At 69.1% G+C, this 15,763-nt stretch carries 15 protein-coding genes and 1 pseudogene; 12 read left to right on the forward strand and 4 right to left on the reverse strand.

What is annotated here, in order from left to right; all coding sequences use genetic code 11:
• The first annotated feature begins 251 nt into the window (after positions 1 to 251).
• Entirely contained in the window at positions 252 to 848 is a 597-nt protein-coding gene (locus tag ACYVE7_RS15090; protein ID WP_460365315.1) for a helix-turn-helix domain-containing protein, read from the forward strand.
• A 34-nt stretch (positions 849 to 882) separates the two neighbouring features.
• Here ACYVE7_RS15090 and ACYVE7_RS15095 read toward each other — a convergent pair whose 3' ends face one another.
• From ACYVE7_RS15095 to ACYVE7_RS15105, 3 genes are all read right to left on the reverse strand, one after another.
• Positions 883 to 1,665, reverse strand: a complete 783-nt coding sequence (locus ACYVE7_RS15095; RefSeq protein ID WP_460365316.1) for a hypothetical protein — start codon at positions 1,663 to 1,665, stop codon at positions 883 to 885.
• A 185-nt stretch (positions 1,666 to 1,850) separates the two neighbouring features.
• Positions 1,851 to 3,104 carry a DUF349 domain-containing protein gene (locus ACYVE7_RS15100; protein WP_460365317.1) on the reverse strand — a complete coding sequence of 418 codons (1,254 nt, stop codon included), beginning with the start codon at positions 3,102 to 3,104 and terminating at the stop codon, positions 1,851 to 1,853.
• A 59-nt stretch (positions 3,105 to 3,163) separates the two neighbouring features.
• Positions 3,164 to 3,970, reverse strand: a complete 807-nt coding sequence (locus ACYVE7_RS15105; protein WP_460365318.1) for a peptidylprolyl isomerase — start codon at positions 3,968 to 3,970, stop codon at positions 3,164 to 3,166.
• Positions 3,971 to 4,174: 204 nt separating this feature from the next.
• Here ACYVE7_RS15105 and ACYVE7_RS15110 point away from each other — a divergent pair, with 204 nt between their 5' ends.
• Genes ACYVE7_RS15110 through aspS form a run of 3 tightly spaced genes read left to right on the forward strand, consistent with a single transcriptional unit; the run spans position 4,175 to position 7,889 of the window.
• A complete protein-coding gene (locus tag ACYVE7_RS15110) occupies positions 4,175 to 4,864 on the forward strand; it encodes an MBL fold metallo-hydrolase (protein ID WP_460365319.1) in 690 nt (229 codons plus the stop codon).
• 5 nt (positions 4,865 to 4,869) lie between these two features.
• Positions 4,870 to 6,129 (forward strand): histidine--tRNA ligase, encoded by a 1,260-nt coding sequence (hisS, locus tag ACYVE7_RS15115; protein WP_460365320.1) that lies wholly within the window; start codon positions 4,870 to 4,872, stop codon positions 6,127 to 6,129.
• Positions 6,126 to 7,889 (forward strand): aspartate--tRNA ligase, encoded by a 1,764-nt coding sequence (aspS, locus tag ACYVE7_RS15120; protein ID WP_460365321.1) that lies wholly within the window; start codon positions 6,126 to 6,128, stop codon positions 7,887 to 7,889. The genes hisS and aspS overlap by 4 nt, the downstream gene beginning before the upstream one ends.
• A 46-nt stretch (positions 7,890 to 7,935) precedes the next feature.
• Here the strand turns inward: aspS and ACYVE7_RS15125 are convergent, their stop codons facing one another.
• A complete protein-coding gene (locus tag ACYVE7_RS15125; RefSeq protein WP_460365322.1) occupies positions 7,936 to 8,505 on the reverse strand; it encodes a TIGR03086 family metal-binding protein in 570 nt (189 codons plus the stop codon).
• Between the two features lie 113 nt (positions 8,506 to 8,618).
• Between ACYVE7_RS15125 and ACYVE7_RS15130 the strand changes: the two genes are divergently transcribed.
• From ACYVE7_RS15130 to ACYVE7_RS15165, 8 genes and pseudogenes are all read left to right on the forward strand, one after another.
• Complete coding sequence (locus ACYVE7_RS15130; protein WP_460365323.1) at positions 8,619 to 9,923, forward strand: replication-associated recombination protein A; 1,305 nt, start codon at positions 8,619 to 8,621, stop codon at positions 9,921 to 9,923.
• 11 nt (positions 9,924 to 9,934) lie between these two features.
• The gene (locus ACYVE7_RS15135; RefSeq protein ID WP_460365324.1) at positions 9,935 to 10,324 is read left to right on the forward strand and encodes a tautomerase family protein; all 390 of its coding nucleotides are present in this window, start codon (positions 9,935 to 9,937) and stop codon (positions 10,322 to 10,324) included.
• Between the two features lie 29 nt (positions 10,325 to 10,353).
• Positions 10,354 to 10,755, forward strand: coding sequence for a DUF948 domain-containing protein (locus tag ACYVE7_RS15140; protein ID WP_460365325.1), 402 nt, complete (start codon positions 10,354 to 10,356; stop codon positions 10,753 to 10,755).
• A complete protein-coding gene (locus tag ACYVE7_RS15145; protein ID WP_460365326.1) occupies positions 10,752 to 11,087 on the forward strand; it encodes a DUF6167 family protein in 336 nt (111 codons plus the stop codon). The genes ACYVE7_RS15140 and ACYVE7_RS15145 overlap by 4 nt, the downstream gene beginning before the upstream one ends.
• A complete protein-coding gene (alaS, locus tag ACYVE7_RS15150; RefSeq protein WP_460365327.1) occupies positions 11,074 to 13,743 on the forward strand; it encodes an alanine--tRNA ligase in 2,670 nt (889 codons plus the stop codon). Before ACYVE7_RS15145 ends, alaS begins: the two co-directional genes overlap by 14 nt.
• 16 nt (positions 13,744 to 13,759) lie before the next feature.
• Positions 13,760 to 14,218, forward strand: coding sequence for a Holliday junction resolvase RuvX (gene ruvX, locus ACYVE7_RS15155; protein WP_460365328.1), 459 nt, complete (start codon positions 13,760 to 13,762; stop codon positions 14,216 to 14,218).
• Positions 14,215 to 15,351 (forward strand): endolytic transglycosylase MltG, encoded by a 1,137-nt coding sequence (gene mltG, locus ACYVE7_RS15160; RefSeq protein WP_460365329.1) that lies wholly within the window; start codon positions 14,215 to 14,217, stop codon positions 15,349 to 15,351. Before ruvX ends, mltG begins: the two co-directional genes overlap by 4 nt.
• Positions 15,351 to 15,763, forward strand: a pseudogene (locus ACYVE7_RS15165) (shikimate dehydrogenase); the annotation flags it as partial. The gene mltG and the pseudogene ACYVE7_RS15165, both read left to right, overlap by 1 nt.

A 15,763-nucleotide genomic window follows, 5' to 3' on the forward strand; every position in this document is an offset into this window, starting at 1 on the left:
CGACGCCAGCCAGAGCGCGTTCGCGCCCTCGCCGCACCCGGCGTCCAGCGCCGCGCCGGGTACCTGCCCGGCCGCGGCGGCCACCAGATACGGGCTGGGCGGCACGACGTGCGCCTCGCGCCCCTGGTAGCGGTCCTCCCAGTAGGCCTTGTCGAACTCCCTGGACATGGGGCTCCCTTCCGTTCCCTGCAACTGTGCGGGAGCCCCAGCAGATTCCGCAAACCACGTTGCCGGTATGGCAAACTGGCGGAATGGACGAGCTGGAGCAGGCGCTGGGCGCGGTCGGGCCGCGGCTGCGGACCCTGCGCAAGCAGCGTGAGGTGACCCTGGCCGAGCTGGCCGCGACGACGGGCATCTCGGTGAGCACCCTGTCCCGGCTGGAGTCGGGCTCCCGCAGGCCGACCCTGGAGCTGCTGCTGCCGCTGGCCAAGGCCCACGGGGTGACCCTCGACGAGCTGGTCGACGCCCCGCCCACCGGTGATCCGCGGATCCATCTGCGTCCGATCACCGCCAACGGCATGACCATGCTGCCGCTCACCCGCAGGGCCGGCGGCATCCAGGCATACAAGATCATCATTCCGGCGGGCAGCCACCGCCACACCCCGGATCTGAAGACCCATGAGGGCTATGAGTGGCTCTACGTCCTCAACGGACGGCTCAGGGTCGTCCTCGCCGAACACGATCTGATCATCGCGCCGGGGGAGGCCGCCGAGTTCGACACCCGGGTGCCGCATTGGTTCGGCGCCGCCGATCCGGTGGCCGTCGAGTTCCTCAGCCTGTTCGGCAAGCAGGGCGAACGCGCCCACCTCCGCGCCCGCCCCACGTCCAGGACCGAACCGCAGGCGTGAGGACGGCCCCCGCGCAGGGCCGTCCGCACGTCGGCTACTTGGCCGGAGCCGCGTTGCCGAGCATCCCGAGGGTGGGGGTGAGGTTGCCGAGCTGGTAGTTGCGGATCCGGACGAACGCGTCGAACGTGATGCTGTTGTTGCCGGACGCGCTGGGCGTTCCGGCGGCGGAGTTCACGATCGCGTCCATCAGCCCGACGCCCAGCCCGCAGCCGCTGGCGCCGGGGACGGCGAACGTGGTGTCGGAGACGTCGGCGCGGACCACCGGGGTCCAGTTGAGGAGCTCGACCCGCGGCCGGGCGATCACCGGCTTGATGACGAGGGGGTCGGCGTCGGTGCCGATGTAGCAGTTGCCGCCGAGCAGCCAGTGGCTGAGGTGGATCTTCAGCGGGATCCTCTCGGGGATCAGCCCGGTGCCGCCCATCGGGCCCGCCTGGTCGATGCTGACGTTGATGGTGCCGACCACCGGCACCTCGAACTCGAAGCCGGGGGAGCCCGCGGCCGTGACGGCCTGTGCGGCGGATCCGCCGCCGAGCCCGCCCGTGATCGTCATGATCTTGCCCTCGTGGTAGCCGATGGCGATGCTGATCTTCATCGGGGTGCTGAGGGTCTGGTTGATCGAGCCGAGCTTCACCTTGCCCTTGTCGAGGTTGACCGCGACACAGTTCCAGAGCAGCCGGATCGCGCCGGCCGGTGGGGCGGGGCAGCCCGCGAAGTCGCCGTCGGACGGCTGGTAGTCGGCCCGCGCGGCCGAGGTGGGGACGAGCAGGGTCGCGGCGACGACACCGGACACCGCGGCGCCGCGGAAGAGGAATCTCACTGAGGGCCTCCGAGGGGGGTGGGGAGGATGAGGTGGGCCGAGTCTAGATCCACGCCCCGGCATAGGTGAAGAACCCTCATATTCGCTGGCCGGACCTTGCCAACTTGCGACGTCCCCGTAACGCCGACCCCCGCACAGCCCGAAGGCCCGGTCGGAACCGACCGGGCCTTCGGGAAAAGCGACTGCTAGCTGAACTCGGCGAGCGTGCGCTCGGCCTCCTCCAGCCAGGCGCGGCGGGCGGTGATGCCGTCCTCCGCGTCCTTGACCTTGCGGGCGTTCCCGGCGGCCTGGGCCTTGGCCAGCTCGCCTTCCAGCTTCTCGATGGCGGCGCGGAGCTGGGCCACGGTGCCTTCGGCGCGGGCCTTGGCCTCGGGGTTGGAGCGGCGCCACTCCGACTCCTCGGCCTGGCGCACGGCGTCCTCGATCTTGCGGAGCCGGCCTTCCAGGCGTTCCTTGGAGTCGCGCGGGACCATGCCCGCCTCGTCCCACTTCTGCTGGATGGTCCGCAGGCTCTGACGGGCCTGGCGGATGTTGCCGATCGGCAGGATCCGCTCGGCCTCGACCAGCAGCTTCTCCTTGATCTCGGCGTTGCCGGCGAACTCGGCGTCACGCTCGTCGAAGGCGGCCTTGCGGGCGTTGAAGAAGGTGTCCTGCGCGGCCTTGAACCGGCCCCACAGTTCCTCTTCGGCCTCGCGGGAGGCGCGACCGGCGTTCTTCCAGCGGCGCATCAGCTCGCGGTAGGCGGCGGCCGTGTCGTTCCACTGGGTCGAGCCGGAGATCGCCTCGGCCTCGGCGACCAGGCTCTCCTTCTCACCCTGCGCGCTGGACCGCTGGTCCTCCAGCGTCGAGAAGTAGGCCTTGCGCCGCTTGGTGAAGGAGTTGCGGGCCGTCGACAGGCGCTTCCACAGCACCGTCTCGGTGGCGCGGTCGATGCGCTCGGCCGCCTTCCACTCCTCGACCAGCAGGCGCAGCCGCTCGCCGCCGTTCTTCCAGTGGGTCTCCTCGGTCGCGATCCGCTCGGCCTCGGCGACGATGCGCTCCTTGACCTCCTTGGCCGCACCGCGCGCCGCGTCCCGCTGGACCTTCAGCTCCTCGCGCTTCTTGCCCGACAGCTCGGACAGCGCGTCCAGCCGCTTGACCAGACCGTCGAGATCCCCGACGGCGTGCGCGTCGACGACCGACTCGCGGAGCCGCTCGATGCTGCTCGCCGCCTGCGCGGGAGCGAGATCCGTAGTCTTGATCCGCTGCTCCAGCAGGCCGATCTCGGTGGAGAGCGAGTCGAACTTGCGCTTGAAGTAGGCAAGGGCCTCCTCAGGGGCGCCTGCCTGCCAGGAACCCACGACCCTCTCGCCGTCCGCGGTCTTCACGTAGACAGTGCCTTCTTCATCGACACGGCCCCACGGATCTGTGGCGCTGGACACCCTTGCCTCCTGCGTCATGGCCCGGATTCTTCTTCGGTGTGTCCGGGCCTACCAAACACTAGCGCTCCCGACCGCTGTTATTTCGCGATCGTGATGCTGCTGATTTCTACCTTCTTCTTCGGGGCGGTGTTCCCGTTCGCGTCGGGTGCCTCCGCTCCGGCCTTGCCCACTTCTTTGATCTTGTCCAGGCCCTCGGTCACCTTCCCGAAGACCGTGTACTCAGAAGGAAGGCTAGTGGAATCGCCGTAAACGATGAAGAACTGGCTGCCATTGCTGTTCGGGTCGGAGGTCCGCGCCATCGCCAGCACGCCCTCGGCGTACTTGGCGTCCTTGACGTTCTCGACGCCGTAGCCGTACCCGGGGCCGCCGTTGCCGCTGCCCGACGGGTCGCCGCACTGCAGCACCTTCAGACCGGTCTTCTCCTCGGAGACGGTGAGCCGGTGGCAGGGGGTCTTGGCGTAGTAGTCCTTGCTCGCCAGATAGGTGAACGAGTTCACCGTGCAGGGCGCCTTCTTGCCGTCGAGCTCGACCTTGACGTCGCCGACGTTCGTCTTGATCGTCGCGTTGACCGTCTTCTTGGCGGTCGCGGGCGGGTCGGCCGGCGGAATCCCGACGTCCTTGGCGGCGGCCTCGGCGGTCGGCGTGTAGGCGCACTCACCGGGTGCGGCGGTCTTGCCCGTCGGCTGGGCGACGACATCGTCCTTCTTGTCGTCCCCCCGGGTCAGCACGAAGGCGGCGACGCCCGCGCCCAGCACCACCACGGACGCGATGACCGCGCCGATCGTCCGCTGACGCTTGGCCTTGGCCTCTTCGGCCGCCCGCCGCGCCTGCTGACGCTCAAAACGCTCACGCGCCAACTGCTTGTTGCGGTCCTTGCCAGCCACCCGGCCGCCTCCTCGCCTCACTGTCCCGTGCACGCTCTGTTGATCAGGTGCAGGGCATCGTATCGGTCCGAGCCGCCGCCCGGCGCACGCCCCGACACGGCATTCCCGTTCGCGGGGAGGCGGGGCAAGTCGGTAGGCTCGGATTTACATTCCGTGCATCCAAGCCGCCCGCGTGTAAGGGCGGCATCAGCCGAGAGGTCGATCGTGCTCATCGCCGGGTTTCCCGCAGGGTCCTTCGCCACGAACTGCTATGTGGTGGCGCCCGCGGCGGGCGAGGAATGCGTGATCATCGACCCGGGGCAGGACGCCGCCGACGGCGTCGACGAGCTCCTCAGAGAGCACAGGCTCAAGCCGGTCGCGGTGATCCTCACCCACGGTCACCTCGATCACGTGTGGTCGGTCGCTCCCGTCTGCGGCGCCCGCGACGTCCCCGCCTGGATCCACCCCGACGACCGGGAACTGCTCAGCAACCCGGCCAAGGGGTTCGGCGTGACGTCCGCGCAGCTCTTCGGCGGTCTCGAGCTCAGCGAGCCCGACGATGTGAGGGAGCTCACCGACGGGGCGGTCATGAAGCTCGCGGGCCTGGAGCTGACCGTCGACCACGCGCCGGGCCATACACCCGGGTCGGTGACCTTCCGGACCCCCTACGACGAGGAACGCCAGATCATGTTCTCCGGCGATCTTCTGTTCGAGGGGTCGATCGGACGCACCGACCTCCCGGGAGGGAACCACGCGGCGATCCTGGAGAGCCTGGCACGGGTGTGCCTGCCGCTCCCGGACCAGACCGTCGTCCTGCCGGGCCACGGAAACCAGACCACGATCGGCCGTGAGCGCGTCACCAATCCGTATCTGCAGGATCTCGCGCCCGCCGAAGGCCCACGAAAAGGCTTCTGAAACAGATGAGCACCTTCCAGGCCCCCAAGGGGGTCAGTGAATATGTCGCGCCGCGCTCGGCGGCGTTCCTGGCGGCACGCGACGCGTTCGCGGCCGTGGCGACGAACGCCGGCTACTCCTACGTGGAGCTGGCCGTCTTCGAGGACACCCAGCTGTTCGCGCGCGGTGTCGGCGAGTCCACGGACGTCGTCAACAAGGAGATGTACACCTTCCAGGACAAGGGCGACCGTTCGGTCACACTGCGTCCGGAGATGACCGCGGGCGTGCTGCGCTCGGTGCTGGAGAACAACCTGCACCGGGGCGGTCTGCCGGTGAAGGTGTGGGCCGTCGGCCCCGTCTTCCGGTACGAGCAGCCGCAGAGCGGCCGGTACCGGCAGTTCTACCAGGTGGACCTCGAGGCGCTGGGCTCCGACGACCCGGCGATCGACGCCGAGGTCATCGCGCTGTCCTACGACTACTACCGCTCGCTCGGGCTGCGTGAGTTCACGCTCAACCTGAACTCGCTGGGCGACGCCGAGTGCCGTCCCGCTTACCGGGCCGCGCTCCAGTCGTTCCTGCGCGGCCTCGACCTGGACGCCGACAGCAGGGCGCGGATCGAGGTCAACCCGCTGCGCGTGCTCGACGACAAGCGCCCCGAGGTCAAGGCGCAGGTCGCCGACGCCCCGCTGATGGTCGACCACCTGTGCGCCGGCTGCAAGGCGCACTACGACAAGGTCCGCGAACTGCTCGCCGACCTGGGCATCGCCTGGGTCGACAACCCGCGCCTGGTGCGCGGCCTCGACTACTACACCCGGACCGTGTTCGAGTTCGACCACCCGAAGCTGGGCGCCCAGTCGGGCATCGGCGGCGGCGGCCGGTACGACGGCCTGTCGGAGACCATCGGCGGTCCCGCGCTGCCCGGCATCGGGTTCGGCCTGGGCGTCGACCGGACCGTCCTGGCGATGGAGGCCGAGCAGGTCGAGGCCGTCAAGGGCACGTCCGTGCAGGTGTTCGGGGTGGCGCTGGGCGACCAGGCCGCCCGCGAGATCTTCAAGCTCGTCACCGCGCTGCGCCGCGAAGGCATCGCCGCCGACCTCGGCTTCGGCGGGCGGAGCATGAAAGCCGGGATGAAGGGCGCCGACCGTTCGGGCGCGGCCTACGCCCTGATCCTCGGCGACCGGGATATCGAGGCCGGATCCGCGCAGCTCAAGGATCTGGCCAACGGCGAGCAGATCGCCGTCCCGCTCACCGAAGTCGTCACCGTCATCAAGGGGAAGCTTTCATGATTCGCACGCACGAGGCCGGGTCGCTCCGGGCGGAGGACGCCGGGACCCAGGTCGTGCTGGCCGGCTGGGTGGCGCGCCGCCGCGACCACGGCGGGGTCACCTTCATCGACCTGCGCGACGCCTCCGGCACCGCGCAGGTCGTCTTCCGCGAGGAGGACACCGCCCACGACCTGCGGTCAGAGTACTGCGTCAAGATCACGGGCGATGTCCGGATCCGTCCCGCGGGCAACGAGAACACCGAGATCGCCACGGGCGCGGTCGAGGTCGTCGCCACCGACATCGAGGTGCTGTCGGAGTCCGCTCCGCTGCCGTTCCCCATCGAGGGCGACGTCAACGTCAACGAAGAGGTGCGGCTGCGCTACCGCTACCTCGACATCCGGCGCGAGCAGGCCGCCAAGGCCCTGCGGGTGCGTTCGGAGGCCACGTTCCTGGTCCGTGAGGTGCTGCGCGACCTCGGGTTCGTGGACGTCGAGACCCCGACCCTGACCCGCTCCACCCCGGAAGGCGCCCGCGACTTCCTGGTGCCGGTGCGGCTCAAGCCGGGCCACTGGTACGCGCTGCCGCAGTCGCCGCAGCTGTTCAAGCAGCTCCTGATGGTGGCCGGTCTGGAGCGGTACTACCAGATCGCCCGCTGCTACCGGGACGAGGACTTCCGCGCCGACCGGCAGCCGGAGTTCACCCAGATCGACGTCGAGATGTCCTTCGTCGACCAGGAGGACGTCCTGGCCGTCGGCGAGGCGCTCATCGCCCGGATCTGGCAGGAGCTGGCGGGCTACGAGATCCCGCTGCCCCTGCCCCGGCTCACCTACGCCGACGCGATGGCCCGCTACGGCTCCGACAAGCCCGACACCCGTTTCGGCCAGGAGCTGGTCGACCTCACCGACTACTTCCAGGGCACCGAGTTCCGGGTGTTCCAGTCGGAGTTCGTCGGCGCGGTCGTCATGCCGGGCGGCGCGTCCCAGACCCGCAAGGAGCTGGACGGCTGGCAGGACTGGGCGAAGGCGCGCGGCGCCCGCGGCCTGGCCTACGTGCTGGTCGACGCGGAGAGCGGCGAGCTGCGCGGCCCCGTCGCCAAGAACCTGTCGCAGGAGCACCTGGCGGGCCTCGCGGCCGCCGCGGGCGCGTCCAAGGGCGACGCGATCTTCTTCTCGGCGGGCCGCCGCACCGGCTCCCTGGAGCTGCTGGGCGCGGCCCGGCTGGAGATCGGCGCGCGCTGCGGCCTGATCGACAAGGACGCGTGGAACTTCCTCTGGGTCGTCGACTTCCCGATGTTCGAGCCGATCGAGAACGACAAGGGCGAGCAGACCGGCTGGCACGCGGTGCACCACCCGTTCACCGCCCCGACGGCCGACAGCGTCGAGATCTTCGACAAGGACCCGGGCGCGGCCTTGTCCAACGCCTACGACCTCGTGCTCAACGGCACGGAACTGGGCGGCGGCTCGATCCGTATCCACCGCAAGGATGTCCAGGAGCGGGCGTTCGACGCGATCGGCCTGTCCACGGAGGAGGCGCAGTCGCAGTTCGGCTTCCTGCTGGAGGCCTTCAACTACGGCCCGCCCCCGCACGGCGGCATCGCCTTCGGTCTCGACCGCCTGGTCACGCTGCTGATCGGCGCCGAGACCATCCGCGACGTCATCGCCTTCCCGAAGGCGGCGTCCGGGCTCGACCCGCTGACCGGCGCGCCGACCCCGATCACGGCGCAGCAGCGGCGTGAGGCGGGCGTCGACGCCCAGCCGAAGCCGCCGGCTCAGGAGAAGTAGGACCGACTGGAAGGGCCGGGGCGCTGCGCTCCGGCCCTTTCCGCTGTCAGCCGGTCTGTTCGCGGCCGAGGAACGCCAGCAGCCGGGTGAGCTCGCCCGCACCCGGCGGCGGGGTCAGCGCCGGGCCGATCAGGCCTTCGGCGCGCATCGAGTTGCCGACGACCTGGGCGGTGTTGAACGCGTGGTGGACGAGATCGCCGTCCAGGGTGAGGGGCTGGTCGTTGGTGGCGGCCAGATCCCAGGCGTGGACCAGCAGCTCCAGCACATAGGTGTCGAGCAGGACGTGCAGCGGCAGCTCGCCGAAACCGCCGAACGGGATGTCCCGGGCGAGCGCCTGCTCGGTCAGGGCGGCGGCGCAGTCGGTGCGCGCCTCCCGCCAGGAGCGCATCGGATGGGTCCCGGCCAGCTTGGCGGGCTCCTCGACGGGCGCGGGCGGAGCCTCCTGGCGCGCCAGGGCGATGATCTCCCGCTGGCCTTCGATCACATGCCCGATGACGTCGCGGGCCGTCCATCCGGCGCACGGCGACGCGGAGTCCCAGCCGTCGGCGGGCACGCCGGCGACCACGGCCTCGAAGAGATCGAGGGCGCGCTCGTAACCGCTGGGTTCCGCTGTCATGGGGAACTAGTCATGCCTGTGCGCGGCCGTCTGTCAACCGCAACGCAGGGAATGGACTGCGCCGGATGGTGCCACCCGCGGCGGCGGATAGTGTCGGCGGATAGTGTCATCGTATGGACAGTCTGTTCGATGAGCCCGCGGAGGAGATCCAGAAGGCGAACGCGCCGCTGGCCGTGCGGATGCGGCCGCGGAACCTGGACGAGGTCATCGGACAGGCGCATCTGCTCGGTCAGGGAACTCCGATCCGTCAGCTCGTCGACCGGGATTCGCCCATGTCCCTGGTGCTGTGGGGCCCTCCCGGCACGGGCAAGACGACCCTGGCGTACGTGGTCAGCCGGGCCACGAAGCGGCGGTTCGTCGAGCTTTCGGCCGTCTCGGACGGTGTGAAGCAGGTCCGCGAGACCATCGCCCAGGCCAAACGGGATCTCGGCATGTCCGGACGGCAGACCCTGCTGTTCGTGGACGAGGTGCACCGGTTCAACAAGGCCCAGCAGGACGCCCTGCTGCCCGCCGTGGAGAACCGCTGGGTCTCCTTCATCGGCGCGACCACGGAGAACCCGTTCTTCTCGGTCAACAGCCCGCTGCTGTCCCGCTCGCTGCTGCTGACCCTCCAGCCGCTGGAGGACGACGACATCCGTGAGGTGATCCGGCGGGCGCTCGCCGACGAACGCGGCGTCAAATCCAAGATCACCGACGAGGCGATGGACCATCTGGTCCGGCTGGCCGGGGGAGACGCCCGGCGCACCCTGACCTATCTGGAGGCCGCCGACCTGGTCGCCGACGGCGAGATCACCGTGGACCTCCTGGAGAAGGCCGTGGACCGGGCGGCCGTCCGGTACGACCGCGACGGCGACCAGCACTACGACGTGATCAGCGCGTTCATCAAGTCGATCAGGGGCAGCGACCCCGACGCGGCCCTGCACTACCTGGCCCGGATGATCGTCGCGGGGGAGGATCCCCGGTTCATCGCCCGCCGGCTCATCGTCCATGCCAGCGAGGACATCGGGATGGCCGATCCCACGGCCCTGCAGGCGGCGATCGCGGCCGCGGCGGCCGTCGAGCACGTCGGGCTGCCCGAGGCACGGATCAACCTGGCGCAGGCCGTGATCCATCTCTCGCTCGCCCCCAAGTCCAACGCGGTGATCACCGCGATCGACGAGGCCATCGGCGACGTCCGGCGCGGGCTCGTCGGCCATGTCCCCAACCATCTGCGCGACGCCCACTACAAGGGCGCCAAACAGCTCGGCCACGGCAAGGGCTACAAGTACCCGCACTCCTTCCCCGGCGGGGTCGTGGCCCAGCAGTACGCGCCCGACGAACTGGCCGACAAGCAGTACTACCGTCCGACGACGCACGGCGCGGAGAACCGTTTCACCGAGGTGCTGAGCCGGATCCGATCGGTCATCAGGGGCCGTTAAGCTGGGTGATCATGGGACAGATCAAGTTCTACGGCCGCAAGGAGCTGTTCGAGCGGGCACGCGGAGAGATCTCCGACAGCGTCCACGCAGCGGTCGTCGAAGCGCTCCAGTACCCCGAGGACAAGCGGTTCCACCGTTTCCTCGGACTGGACGCGGCCGACTACGTCCATCCGGCCGACCGCTCGGCCGATTACCTGATCATCGAGATCAGCATCTTCACCGGGCGTAGTATTGACGCCAAGAAAAGGCTGATTCGCGGGCTTTACTCGCGGTTGGCGGAGAAGCCGGGCATCGCGCCCCAGGACATCGAGATCACGATCTTCGAGACTCCCCGGGAGAACTGGGGGATCAGGGGCCTGCCCGGCGACGAACTGGCTCTCGGCTACCAGGTCACCGTCTGAGGAGCCCATAGACGATAGGGTCACTGACCATGCTCACAGGCGGACAGCTCGCAGGCCTCATCGTGGCCGTGTTCTGGGCGATCCTGGTCTGCTTCCTGGCCCTGGCGCTGCTGAAGCTGGCCCGGTTGCTCCACGAGACCACCAAGCTGGTGGCCGACCTCGGCGACCAGGCGGGCCCCCTCCTGGACGACATGGCGCGGGCCGTCGAGCAGGCCGGTGAGCAACTCGACAGGACCGACGTGATCACCAAGCAGATGGCGGGCGTCAGCCAGAACGTCTCGGCCGTCACCACCGTGATGACCTCGGTGGTCGGCGGTCCGCTGGTGAAGGCCGCCGCCTTCTCCTACGGCGTGCGCAAGGCACTCGGCCGTCCGGAGGAGCCGCAGCGGCCCCAGCTCCCGGCGCAGCGCAACGGCAAAGGCAAGAAGTGAAGCGAATCTTCTGGATCACCGTGGGCGCCGGCACCGCGCTGTACGCCCAGCGTCGCGCCACCCGGTTCGTCAAGCAGCTCACCCCGCAGAACATCGCGGTGAAAGCCGTCACCCAGGCCGTGAAAACCGGTGGCAGCACCACCGACCGGCTGCGTAGCTTCGCAGACGAGGTGCGGTACCACGCCGCGGAACGCGAAGCCGAGCTGCGCGAGGCCATCGCACTAGACCAGACGCCCCCGGAGGACCCCCGCAAACGGCGGATCATCCAGGCGCGACCCATTCCGGTGAATTCCATCGACGAGAGCAAGGACGGCAATCATGGAGTCGGCTGAAGTAGCGCGCCGATACCTGCGGTATTTCGAGCAGAACGGGCACACGATCGTCCCCTCGGCCAGCCTGATAGCCGAGGACCCCACTCTGCTCCTGGTCAACGCGGGCATGGTTCCGTTCAAGCCTTACTTCCTGGCCCAGCGCACCCCGCCCGCGGTCCGGATGACCAGCGCCCAGAAGTGCGTGCGCACCCCCGACATCGAAGAGGTCGGCAAGACCACCCGCCACGGCACCTTCTTCCAGATGCTCGGCAACTTCTCCATCGGGGACTACTTCAAGGAGAAGGCGATCCCCTACGCCTGGGAGCTGCTGACGAGCTCCGAGGCCGACGGCGGGTTCGGGTTCCCCGAGGAGAAGCTCTGGGTGACGGTCCTGCACGACGACGACGAGTCCGCCGAACTGTGGAACAAGGTCGTCGGGGTGCCGTTCGAGCGGATCCAGCGGCGCGGCCTGGCCGACAACTACTGGAACATGGGCGTTCCCGGCCCCGGCGGACCCTGCTCGGAGATCTACTACGACCGCGGCCCCGAGTACGGGCGCGAGGGCGGCCCCGAGGCCGACGAGGACCGCTACCTCGAGGTCTGGAACCTCGTGTTCATGCAGTACCAGCTCTCCACGGTCCGCTCCAAGATCGACTTCGATGTGGCGGGCGAGCTGCCGGCCAAGAACATCGACACCGGCATGGGCCTGGAGCGCATGGCGGCGATCCTGCAGGGCGTCGACAACATCTACGAGACCGACACCATGTGGCGGATCCTCGACCACGCCGCGACCCTCACCAAGTCGCAGTACGGCAAGGACCACACCGACGACGTGTCGCTGCGCGTCATCGCCGACCACGTCCGCTCCGGCATGATGATGGTCTCCGACGGGATCATCCCCTCCAACGAGGGCCGCGGGTACGTGCTCCGGCGCATCCTGCGCCGCGCGATCCGCAAGGTCCGGCTGCTCGGCCTGCAGGACGGCGGGGCGATGCACGAGCTGACCTCGACCGCGATCTCCGCCATGGGCGAGCAGTACCCCGAGCTGATCCGCACCGCCGCGAACATCCACACCGTGATTGACGCGGAGGAGGAGTCCTTCCTGCGGACCCTGCGCACCGGTGAGACGATCTTCGACGTCGCGGCGCACCAGTCCAAGGAGTCCGGCCGCGACACCGTCGGCGGCGCGGACGCCTTCAAGCTGCACGACACCTACGGCTTCCCCATCGAGCTCACCCTCGAAATGGCCGCCGAGCAGGGCCTCAAGGTCGACGAGGAGGGCTTCCGCCGCCTCATGACCGAGCAGCGCGAACGCGCCAAGGCCGACGCTCGCGAGAAGAAGACCGGCAACGCCGACGTCTCCGTCCTGGGCGACCTGCTGGAGCAGGCCGGCGGCTCGGTCGACTTCCTCGGCTACGACCAGTTCACCGGCGAGGGCCGGGCGGTCGGGCTGATGATCAACGGCGCGAACGTCGTCGAGGCCGTGCAGGGCAGCGACGTCGAGGTCGTCCTCGACCGCACCCCGTTCTACGCCGAGGGCGGCGGCCAGCTCGCCGACCACGGCGTGCTCCGGTTCTCCGGCGGCGCCGAGGTCGAGATCTTCGACGTCCAGGCGCCGCTCAAGGGCCTGATCGTGCACAAGGGCAAGGTCAGGTCGGGCGTCGCGCGGGCCGGGGACACCGTCCTCGCCGAGATCGACACCAGCCGCCGCAAGGCCATCTCCCGCTCGCACACCGCGACCCACATGGTCCACAAGGGCTTCCGGAACGCGCTGGGCGAGTCCGCGGCGCAGGCCGGTTCGGAGAACTCGCCGGGACGGTTCCGGTTCGACTTCACCGCCTCGGGCGCCGTGCCCGCCTCCGTGCTCCGGGACGTCGAGGACGAGATCAACGCCGTCCTCATCGACGACCTCGAGGTGCGCGCGCTCGTCACCTCCCAGTCCGAGGCCATCGCCATGGGCGCGATGGCGCTGTTCGGCGAGAAGTACGGCGACGAGGTCCGGGTGATCGAGGTCGGGGACTACTCGCGCGAACTGTGCGGTGGCACCCACGTCGGCTCCTCCGGCCAGCTCGGCCTGGTCAAGATCCTCGGCGAGGCGTCGATCGGCGCGGGCGTCCGACGGGTCGAGGCCCTGGTCGGCATCGACGCGTTCCGCTTCCTGGCCAAGGAGAGCGTGCTGGTCAACCAGCTCGCCGACCAGGTCAAGGCGCGCCGCGAAGAGCTGCCCGAGCGGATCAACTCGATCGTCACCAAGCTCCGCGAGGCCGAGAAGGACCTGGAGCGGCTGCGCGCCGAGCAGATCCTCGCCGCCTCCGGCGACCTGGCCAAGCACGCCAAGGACGTCAACGGGATCGCCTACGTCGCCCACCGGGCGCCGGACGGGGCGGGCGCCGACGACCTGCGGAAGCTCGCGATCGACGTCAGGGACCGGCTCCAGGGCCGCCCCGCCGTCGTCATGATCGTCGGGGTGCCGAAGGACAAGCCCGTCGTGGTCGTCGCGACCAACGAGGACTCCAGGGCGCGCGGCCAGAAGGCCGGGCGGCTCGTGGGCGTCGCCGCGAAGGTTTTGGGCGGCGGCGGCGGCGGGAAGGACGATCTTGCACAGGGCGGCGGCGCCGACGCCGAGAAGATCGTCGAGGCGCTGAACGTCGTCGAGCACGCCGTCGCCACGGCGTGAGCTCGGAAAGGCACGTGTGAGAAACGGCGTAAGGCTGGCCGTCGATGTGGGCAGTGTCCGGATCGGCGTGGCCCGCAGCGATCCCGCCGGGATCCTCGCGACGCCCCTGGAGACCGTCAAGGCGGGCCGGGGCGACGTCGCGAGGATCCTCGAACTGGTCGCCGAGTACGAGGCCGTCGAAGTGATCGTGGGGCTGCCCACGAACCTGTCCGGCCGCGAGGGTCCCGCGGCGGCGTCGGCCCGAAACTTCGCCGTCCGATTGGCGCGTAAACTCCCCTTCGATACGGTACGTCTTTATGACGAACGTCTCACGACCGTGACCGCGGCCTCCGGGCTGCGGTCCGGCGGCACCAAAGCCAAGAACCAGCGTGGCGTCATCGACCAGGCCGCGGCGACCGTCCTGCTTCAGGCAGCACTCGACGCGGAGCGGCTCACCGGTAATCCGCCGGGCGCTCCGGTCAAGGGGAGAGAGTGAACAACACCGACTTCTGGGGCGACGAGACCCGGCAGGACAGCCGGTCCGAGCGCTCTGAACAGCGCAAGAAGCAGAAGCGCAAGAGGCGCGGCGGCGGCGCGGCCGCGGTCGCCGCCCTCCTCTTCCTGACCGTGGTCATCGGCGGCGGCGGCTACTTCGGCTACACCAAGCTGAAGAACTACATGCAGCCCGGCGACTACACCGGCGAAGGCACCGGCGCCGTCACCATCGAGGTCAAGGACGGCGACTACACCTCCGCCATCGCCGCGACCCTCCAGAAGAGCGACGTCGTGAAGACCGCGAAGGCCTTCACCGAGGCCGCCAAGGAAAACCCCAAGTCCCAGAGCATCCAGCCGGGCTTCTACAACATGCGCAAGCAGATGTCGGGCCTGGCGGCTCTGACGTTGATGCTCGACCCCAAGTCGCGCGCCGGAGTGATCAACATCCCCGAGGGCCGTCGCGCCTACGAGGTCTTCCAGCTCCTTTCCAAGCAGACGAAGATCCCGTTCAAGGAGTTCGAGAAGGTCAGGAAGAACCCGAAGTCCCTTGGTCTCCCGGCCTATGCCAAGGGCGATCTGGAGGGATATCTCTTCCCGGGTCAGTACAACCTGCCGCCGAAGGCGACCGCCGCGCAGCTCCTCAAGCCGATGGTCGACCGTTTCAAGCAGGAGACAGAGCCGCTGAACCTGGCCGCCGCGGGCAAGAAGGTCAACCTCACGCCCTACCAGATCATCACCATGGCCAGCTTGATCGAGGCGGAAGCGGGCAAGCCCTCCGACCGCCGCAAGATCGCCCGGGTGATCTTCAACCGCTTCAAGATCGACATGCCGCTGCGTTTCGACACCACGATCCTCTACATTCTCAAGAAACGCACTTATCACGTGTCGATTGAGCAGACGAGAACCCCGTCGCCGTACAACACCTATCTTCACCAGGGCCTTCCGATAGGCGCGATCAGCAGTCCGGGGCTTGAGTCGATCAAGTCCGTGCTGTCGCCGACGCCGGGCAAATGGCTGTACTTCGTGACGACCGATCCGACCAACCGGATCACCGAATTCGCCGAGACCGACGCCGAACACGCGAAGAACGTGAAGAAGTTCGACGAATGGGCCAAAAAGAACCCGGGCCAGTGATGCGCGCCGCAGTCCTCGGGTCGCCGATCGAGCACTCGCTCTCACCCGTTCTGCATCGGGCCGCGTATGCGGCGCTCGGGCTGGACGGGTGGAGCTATGAGGCGCATGAGTGCGTCGAGGACGGGCTGGCCGGATTTCTGCGGGAGCCATGGGCGGGGCTTTCGTTGACGATGCCGTTGAAGCGGACGGCGCTGGCCCTCGCGGATGAGAGTAGTGAGCTGGCCGTCAAGGTGGGCGGGGCGAACACGCTGGTGCCCAGGGGTGGGCGGTGGGTCGCCGACAACACTGATGTGTACGGGATCGTGACGGCGCTCGGTGAGGCCGGGGTCGGTGGGCTTGAGCGGGTCGTCGTGCTCGGCGGGGGGGCCACGGCGGCCTCCGCGCTCGCCGCTGCCGCGCAGCTCGGGGCGCG

It is taken from the genome of Actinocorallia lasiicapitis (assembly GCF_054778695.1).

What these genes read in the sequence shown, in the direction of transcription:
- ACYVE7_RS15090 (WP_460365315.1), top strand. Translation starts at nt 252, where the DNA reads ATGGACGAGCTGGAGCAGGCGCTGGGCGCGGTCGGGCCGCGGCTGCGG.
- ACYVE7_RS15100 (WP_460365317.1), bottom strand. Translation starts at nt 3,104, where the DNA reads ATGACGCAGGAGGCAAGGGTGTCCAGCGCCACAGATCCGTGGGGCCGT.
- hisS (WP_460365320.1), top strand. Translation starts at nt 4,870, where the DNA reads ATGAGCACCTTCCAGGCCCCCAAGGGGGTCAGTGAATATGTCGCGCCG.
- aspS (WP_460365321.1), top strand. Translation starts at nt 6,126, where the DNA reads ATGATTCGCACGCACGAGGCCGGGTCGCTCCGGGCGGAGGACGCCGGG.
- ACYVE7_RS15125 (WP_460365322.1), bottom strand. Translation starts at nt 8,505, where the DNA reads ATGACAGCGGAACCCAGCGGTTACGAGCGCGCCCTCGATCTCTTCGAG.
- ACYVE7_RS15130 (WP_460365323.1), top strand. Translation starts at nt 8,619, where the DNA reads ATGGACAGTCTGTTCGATGAGCCCGCGGAGGAGATCCAGAAGGCGAAC.
- ACYVE7_RS15135 (WP_460365324.1), top strand. Translation starts at nt 9,935, where the DNA reads ATGGGACAGATCAAGTTCTACGGCCGCAAGGAGCTGTTCGAGCGGGCA.
- ACYVE7_RS15140 (WP_460365325.1), top strand. Translation starts at nt 10,354, where the DNA reads ATGCTCACAGGCGGACAGCTCGCAGGCCTCATCGTGGCCGTGTTCTGG.
- alaS (WP_460365327.1), top strand. Translation starts at nt 11,074, where the DNA reads ATGGAGTCGGCTGAAGTAGCGCGCCGATACCTGCGGTATTTCGAGCAG.